Below are 6722 nucleotides of genomic sequence, written 5' to 3'. Positions count from 1 at the left end.
CCCCGGAGCGACCACCCCCGGAGCCACCCCCGCCACCCACCCTCCCGAGAGCCCACCCCCCACCCCAAACCCCCACAATGGACCCATGTCGGGAGCCGAACCCACCATCACCGTCCCCACCTGGCTGACGCACAGCGTCACCGCCACCCAAGGCGAAGCCGCCCACCCCTGGCTCGCCACCCTCCCCGCCAGGACCGCCGCCCACCTGGCCGCCTGGAACCTCACCCTGGAACGGGTCCTCGACCCCGGCGGCAGCCTCAGCCTCGTCGCGTACGTCCACCGCGACGACCTCTCCCCCGCCGTCCTCAAGATCGGCTTCCCCACCCCCGAGACCGTCCACGAGCACACCGCCCTGGCCCACTGGGCCGGCCGCGGAGCCGTCCTCCTGCTCGACTCCGCCCCCGCCGAGGGCGTCCTGCTGCTCGAACGCCTCCACGGCGGGATCCCGCTGCGTTCCCTCGCCGAGCCCAAGGCCATGCTGGAGGCCACCAGCCTGCTGCACCGCCTCTGGACGGATCTCCCCGAGGGCCACCCGTTCCCCGGGCTCTCCCAGCGGGTCGACGCCGCCGCCCGTCTCGCGGAACTCCCCCACCCCGTCGCCGCCGAGGCGCGGCCGCTGATCGCCGAGGCCCTGGACACCGCACGGGGCCTGGCCGGCTCCGCCGACGAGTCCTTCCTCCTGCACGGCGACTTCCACCACGGCAACGTCCTGGCCGCCGACCGCGCCCCCTGGCTGGCCGTCGACCCGCGCCCGCTGGCCGGCGAACGCGCCTACGACCTGGCCCGGCTGGCGCTGGACCGCGCCGACACCCTGTTCGGTTCCCCCGGCGCCCCCGCCGCCGTCCGCCGCCGCCTGGGCCGGCTCTCCGAAGCCCTCGAGGTCGACCAGGACCGCCTCCGCGGCTGGACCCTCTTCCGCGCTGTCGACCTCGCGCTCCGTGCCCTCACCGCGGACCGCCGCGAGGACGCCGAGCTCTACCTCGAGTTCGCCGACGCCCTCTGACCCGCGGGACCCGCCAACTCCCCTCACCCCGAAGGCAGTTACCCCCCGGCCCCCCGCAGGGGCAACGGCGCCCCCATCACCGCGTACAGCCGGTCCGTCGCCGGGAACCGCACCGCCCGCGCCAGGTCCCGGTACCCCAGCGCCCGGTAGAGCCGCCGCGCCGGCGTCTCCGCGTCGATCGCCGAGAGGATGCTCCGCTCCAGCCCCGACCCCTCGCACAGCGTCCGGATGATCCGCGAACCGACCCCCTGCCCCTGGAACTCCGGCAGCACGTGCAGTTCGGTGACGGCGAAGACCCCGTCCAGCCAGTCCCCGTACCCGCGGGCGGCCAGGTAGGGCTCGATCACCGTGCTCCACCAGTGCTCCCGCTGGTTGGGCATCCCGTACCCGAACCCGACCAGCCGCCCCCCGCTCATCGCCCCGAGCGCGATCACCCCCGGCTGCTGGGCGTGCCGCCCCACGATGTGCAGCCGTACCGCGACCTCCTCGGGCGTCAGCCCGAACGCCACCGCCTGGACCTCCAGCGCCTGCGGCGCCCAGTCCGCGAGGTCGATGGCCCCGATCGTCACCCCGGTCAGCTGATCCATGCTCCGGACGTTACTACCAGCGGCCCCGCGGCGCGGCCGAAGATCCCAACAGCGCCCCGCGCGGCCCGAACGGGCCGCTCAGAACAGCACGCTCATGAACGCCCCGACCTCCTGGAACCCCACCCGCCGGTACGCGGCCCGGGCCCGCAGGTTGAAGTCGTTGACGTACAGCGACACCACCGGCGCCACCTCCCGCAACGCGACCTCCAGGACCGCCGCCATCCCCGTCTCGGAGAGCCCCCGCCCCCGGTGCTCCGGAGCGACCCAGACCCCCTGGATCTGGCAGGCCCCCTCCGTCACCGCCCCGATCTCCGCCTTGAAGACGACCTGCCCGTCCTCGCCGAACCGCGCGAACGACCGTCCAGTGGACACGAGTTCGGCCACCCGGGCCTGGTAGAGGAGCCCTCCGTCCCCGGCGAGCGGCGACACCCCCACCTCCTCGGTGAACATCGCCACGCAGGCCGGCATCAGGGTCTCGACCTCGTTGCGCCGCACCCTCCGCACCAGCGGATCCGGCGCGATCTCCGCCGACGGCACCGAGGTCGCCATCAGCGGCTGGTGCGCCCGGACGTCCCGGGGCGGGCCCCAACTGCGCTCCAGCAGCGCCCAGAAGGCCGCCGTGGCCGCCGCCGGCCCGACGATCGAGGAGCAGCGCCGCCCCTGGCGGCGGGCCCGTTCCGCGAACGCCGCGACCGCCTCCGGCCCGGCGTCGACCAGGACCAGGTTCGCCCCGGCGTAGCAGAGCGCGCCCAGCACGCCGTCCCCGTCGTACCAGCCCCACATCTCCCCGCCGAGCCGCCACGGGTCCAGCCCGACGGCCTCGACCCTGGTCGCGACGAAGGCGTTGGCCACCGGGTCGCGGTGGAGGATCTCCAGGGCCTCCGGCAGGTCCGGCGGCTCCAGCACGCGGGTGGTGGCCAGGGCCCGGGCGGCCTGGAAGGAGCTCGGGAGCATCACACCGCGATCGAGCATCGGGACAGCACCTCACTGAGACGACTCTGGCCGCACCCTACTCCGTGGCCCCACCCGGCTACGGCCGCGGGGCCGTCCGCGAACGGACGGCCCCGCTTCCGGAAAACACCGCGCGGACGCTCCCGCACGGTCAGGACAACCTACGGCTGTCGGAAACACGCTGCGCGGGGGCCGCTCCCCCCGCGGCCCCTCACTCCCCGGCGACCACGGTCGGCGCCCCCGCCTCGACACCCGCCGCCTGCATCTGCTCGGCGAGCTTGAGGGCCTCCTCGATCAGGGTCTCGACGATCTTCGACTCCGGAACGGTCTTGATGACCTCGCCCTTGACGAAGATCTGGCCCTTGCCGTTGCCGGAGGCGACCCCGAGGTCGGCCTCGCGGGCCTCGCCCGGGCCGTTCACGACGCAGCCCATGACGGCCACCCGCAGCGGCACCTCCATGCCCTCCAGCCCGGCGGTGACCTCCTCCGCGAGCTTGTAGACGTCCACCTGGGCGCGCCCGCAGGACGGGCAGGAGACGATCTCCAGGCCGCGCTCGCGCAGCCCGAGCGACTCCAGGATCTGGTTGCCGACCTTGATCTCCTCGGCCGGCGGGGCGGAGAGCGAGACCCGGATGGTGTCGCCGATGCCCTCGGCCAGCAGCGCGCCGAAGGCGACCGCCGACTTGATGGTGCCCTGGAAGGCCGGCCCGGCCTCGGTCACGCCGAGGTGCAGCGGGTAGTCGCACGCGGCGGCGAGCTGGCGGTAGGCGTTGATCATCACGACCGGGTCGTTGTGCTTGACCGAGATCTTGATGTCGCGGAAGTCGTGCTCCTCGAACAGCGAGCACTCCCACAGCGCCGACTCGACCAGCGCCTCCGGGGTGGCCCGGCCGTACTTCTCCAGCAGGCGCTTGTCCAGCGAACCGGCGTTGACGCCGATCCGGATCGGCACGCCCGCGTCCTTGGCGGCCTTGGCGATCTCGCCGACCTTGTCGTCGAACTGCTTGATGTTGCCCGGGTTCACGCGCACCGCGGCGCAGCCGGCGTCGATCGCGGCGAAGACGTACTTGGGCTGGAAGTGGATGTCCGCGATGACCGGGATCTGCGACTTCTTGGCGATGATCGGCAGCGCGTCGGCGTCGTCCTGCGTGGGCACGGCGACCCGGACGATCTGGCAGCCGGACGCGGTGAGCTGGGCGATCTGCTGCAGCGTGGCGTTGATGTCGGAGGTGACCGTGGTGGTCATCGACTGCACCGAGACCGGGGCGTCGCCGCCGACCGGCACGTTGCCGACCATGATCTGCCGGGAGTAGCGGCGCTTGGCCAGCGGCTTGAGCGGCAGGGACGGAATACCGAGCGAGATCGCGGTCATGTGCGCAGGGTTCCCCGGGGTTGAGGTGTGGTCGACCGCCCGGCCGTGACACGGCCGAGGCCGGGCGCGCTGACGATCGCGCACCCGGCCTCCACGGTACGGCACCGCAACGGCGCCCAGCACACCCGTGGTACCCGAACGCCCTAACTGATCTTCACCGGGTTCACCAGGTCGGCGACCATCACCAGGAGCGTGAAGCCGATGAAGATGCTGGCCACCACGTACGCCACCGGCATCAGCCTGGCGACGTCGAACGGGCCCGGGTCGGGCCGCCTGAACAGCTGTGCGAAGCGGCGCCGGACCGCCTCCCAGGCCGCGCCGGCGATGTGCCCGCCGTCCAGCGGGAGCAGCGGCAGCATGTTGAAGAGGAAGAGCGACAGGTTGATGCCGGCCAGCAGGTTCACGAAGAACGCGATCCGCTGGGTGGCGGGCAGGTCGAGCGAGAAGACCTCGCCGCTGACTCGGGCCGCGCCGACCATGCCGACCGGGGAGTCCGGGTCGCGCGGGGCGTCGCCGACGACGGCGTTCCACAGCCCGGGGATCTTGCCCGGCAGGGCGGCCAGCGACTTCACCCCGTTCTCGGCCATGTCGTACATCCGGTCCACCGACTGCCCGAAGCCGAGCTGGACGGTTTCGCTCTTCGGGGTGAACCCGAGGAACCCGGCCTGCACGGTCTGGCCCTTCAGCGGCACGCCCTTGCCGTCGTACTTCTGCACGTCGTTGACGGCGATGGTGGGCGTGAAGGTGAGCCGCTCGCCACCGCGCTCCACGACGATCGCCACCTGCTTGCCGGCCGACTTCCGGATGTCCGCCTGGAGCTGGTCGTAGTCGCGGATCCGGTCGCCGTCGAAGGAGAGCACCTTGTCGCCCTGGCGCAGCCCCACCTCGTTGGCCGGGGTCTTGGGCGCGTCGGCGGGGCAGGTGTCGGTGGGCTGGCCCGCCTTGACCACGCACTGGGCGACCGAGCCGATGGTCGGCACCGTCATCGAGACGCCGAAGCCCATCATGACGGTCAGGAAGAGCCCGAACGCCAGGACCAGGTTCATGAACGGCCCGGCGAACATCACGATCATGCGCTTCCACGGCTTGCGGGTGTAGAAGAGCCGGCTCTCGTCACCCTCCTGGAGCTCCTCGTAGGAGGCCTCGCGGGCGTCCTCGATCATGGTGCGCCAGGGCGAACTGCTGCGCTTGGTGATCCGGCCGTCCTCGCCCGGCGGGAACATCCCGATCATCCGGATGTACCCGCCGAACGGGATCGCCTTGATGCCGTACTCGGTCTCGCCCTTCCGGCGCGACCAGAGGGTCGGGCCGAAGCCGACCATGTACTGGGGCACCCGGATGCCGAACAGCTTGGCCGTGGAGAGGTGGCCGAGTTCGTGCCAGGCGATCGAGACGAGCAGCCCGATGACGAAGACCAGGATGCCGACCACCGTCAAAACCGTTGCCACCGCTGGTCCTCCGTCATGCCGCTCCGCTCATCGTCTCGTCCTACCGCAATCGGGGTCGTCGGTCGACCGTCAGCCGGCCGCCAGCTCGCGGGCCCGGGCGCGCGCCCAGTCCTCCGCGTGCAGGACGTCCTCGACCGTCAGGGAAGTTCCCGCCGCCGGAGCGCCGTCCCGCTGACCGTGCTCGGCCACGACCTTGGCAACAGTGTCCACGATTCCGGTGAAAGCGAGGCGGCCCTTCAGGAACGCCTCCACACACTCCTCGTTGGCCGCGTTGAACACCGCCGGGTTGGTACCGCCCAGGGTGCCCACCTCACGGGCCAGCTCGACCGCCGGGAAGGCCTCGTCGTCCAGCGGGAAGAACTCCCAGGTGGCGGCCCTGGTCCAGTCACAGGCGGGGGCCGCGTCCGGCACCCGGTCCGGCCAGCCCAGGCCCAGCGCGATCGGCATCCGCATGTCCGGCGGGCTGGCCTGCGCCAGGGTCGAACCGTCGGTGAACTCCACCATCGAATGCACCACCGACTGCGGGTGGACCACGACCTCGATCCGGTCGAACGGCACGTCGTACAGCAGGTGCGCCTCGATCACCTCCAGGCCCTTGTTCACCAGGGTGGCCGAGTTGATCGTGACGACCGGGCCCATCGCCCAGGTCGGGTGCGCCAGCGCGTCCTGCGGGGTCACCCCGGCCAGCTGCTCACGGGTGCGGTTGCGGAACGGGCCGCCGCTCGCGGTGACCACCAGCTTGCGCACCTCGGCCCGGGTACCGCCGGCCAGCGCCTGGAACAGCGCCGCGTGCTCGGAGTCCACCGGCACGATCTGGCCCGGCTTCGCCACCGCCTTCACCAGCGGACCGCCGACGATCAGCGACTCCTTGTTGGCCAGCACCAGCACCCGGCCCGCCTTCAGCGCGGCCAGCGTCGGCCGCAGGCCGATCGACCCCGTGATGCCGTTCAGCACCGAGTGGCACTCCAGGGCGGCCAGCTCGGTCGCCGCGTCCGGGCCCGCCAGCACGGTCGGCAGCGCACCGCCCGCCGCCTTCGCGGCCAGCGCCTCGCGCAGCGCCGGAACGGCCGCCGGATCGGCCACCGCCACGGTGTGCACGCCCAGCCGCACCGCCTGCTCGGCCAGCAGGTCCACCCGACCGCCCGCCGCCGACAGGGCGACCACCCGGAAACGGTCCGGGTTGCGGAGCACCACGTCGATGGCCTGGGTGCCGATCGACCCGGTGGAACCCAGGATCACCAGCTCCCGGGGGCCGGAGGGGTCCGCCACGGTGGGCGTGAAACGCAGCTGCGGGTGGGCGAGCGAAGTCATGCGCCCATTGTGTCCTGTTCGCGGCACTCCCCAGGACGACTTCCGACCCT

The 6722-nt window shown here is 72.4% G+C and carries 6 protein-coding genes; 1 reads left to right on the top strand and 5 read right to left on the bottom strand.

Features of this window, described 5'->3' with window-relative positions; translation table 11 throughout:
- The first annotated feature begins 85 nt into the window (after window positions 1-85).
- Window positions 86-1003: an aminoglycoside phosphotransferase family protein gene (locus ACFRQN_RS23460; protein ID WP_380741866.1), complete on the top strand. Its 918-nt coding sequence runs from the start codon at window positions 86-88 to the stop codon at window positions 1001-1003.
- A 38-nt stretch (window positions 1004-1041) separates the two neighbouring features.
- Here the strand turns inward: ACFRQN_RS23460 and ACFRQN_RS23455 are convergent, their stop codons facing one another.
- The 5 genes from ACFRQN_RS23455 to dxr all read right to left on the bottom strand — a co-directional run bounded on the left by ACFRQN_RS23455 (window position 1042) and on the right by dxr (window position 6672).
- Window positions 1042-1590 (bottom strand): GNAT family N-acetyltransferase, encoded by a 549-nt coding sequence (locus tag ACFRQN_RS23455; protein ID WP_049651295.1) that lies wholly within the window; start codon window positions 1588-1590, stop codon window positions 1042-1044.
- A 78-nt stretch (window positions 1591-1668) separates the two neighbouring features.
- Window positions 1669-2544 carry a GNAT family N-acetyltransferase gene (locus tag ACFRQN_RS23450; RefSeq protein WP_049651309.1) on the bottom strand — a complete coding sequence of 292 codons (876 nt, stop codon included), beginning with the start codon at window positions 2542-2544 and terminating at the stop codon, window positions 1669-1671.
- Window positions 2545-2752: 208 nt separating this feature from the next.
- Window positions 2753-3913, bottom strand: coding sequence for a flavodoxin-dependent (E)-4-hydroxy-3-methylbut-2-enyl-diphosphate synthase (ispG, locus tag ACFRQN_RS23445; RefSeq protein WP_049651296.1), 1161 nt, complete (start codon window positions 3911-3913; stop codon window positions 2753-2755).
- Window positions 3914-4056: 143 nt separating this feature from the next.
- Window positions 4057-5361 (bottom strand): RIP metalloprotease, encoded by a 1305-nt coding sequence (locus ACFRQN_RS23440; protein WP_049651297.1) that lies wholly within the window; start codon window positions 5359-5361, stop codon window positions 4057-4059.
- Between the two features lie 69 nt (window positions 5362-5430).
- Window positions 5431-6672, bottom strand: a complete 1242-nt coding sequence (dxr, locus tag ACFRQN_RS23435; RefSeq protein WP_380741864.1) for a 1-deoxy-D-xylulose-5-phosphate reductoisomerase — start codon at window positions 6670-6672, stop codon at window positions 5431-5433.
- Window positions 6673-6722 lie beyond the last annotated feature (50 nt).

Source organism: Kitasatospora sp. NPDC056800, from assembly GCF_042789775.1.
Classification (GTDB): Bacteria; Actinomycetota; Actinomycetes; order Streptomycetales; family Streptomycetaceae; genus Kitasatospora.
Note: the sequence above shows the minus strand (reverse complement) of the source record. Positions and strands in the feature narration are given on the sequence as shown.

Excerpts from the sequence above, each read along its gene's own strand:
- ACFRQN_RS23460 (WP_380741866.1), top strand. The coding sequence starts at position 86 with ATGTCGGGAGCCGAACCCACCATCACCGTCCCCACCTGGCTGACGCAC.
- ACFRQN_RS23455 (WP_049651295.1), bottom strand. The coding sequence starts at position 1,590 with ATGGATCAGCTGACCGGGGTGACGATCGGGGCCATCGACCTCGCGGAC.
- ACFRQN_RS23450 (WP_049651309.1), bottom strand. The coding sequence starts at position 2,544 with ATGCTCCCGAGCTCCTTCCAGGCCGCCCGGGCCCTGGCCACCACCCGC.
- ispG (WP_049651296.1), bottom strand. The coding sequence starts at position 3,913 with ATGACCGCGATCTCGCTCGGTATTCCGTCCCTGCCGCTCAAGCCGCTG.
- dxr (WP_380741864.1), bottom strand. The coding sequence starts at position 6,672 with ATGACTTCGCTCGCCCACCCGCAGCTGCGTTTCACGCCCACCGTGGCG.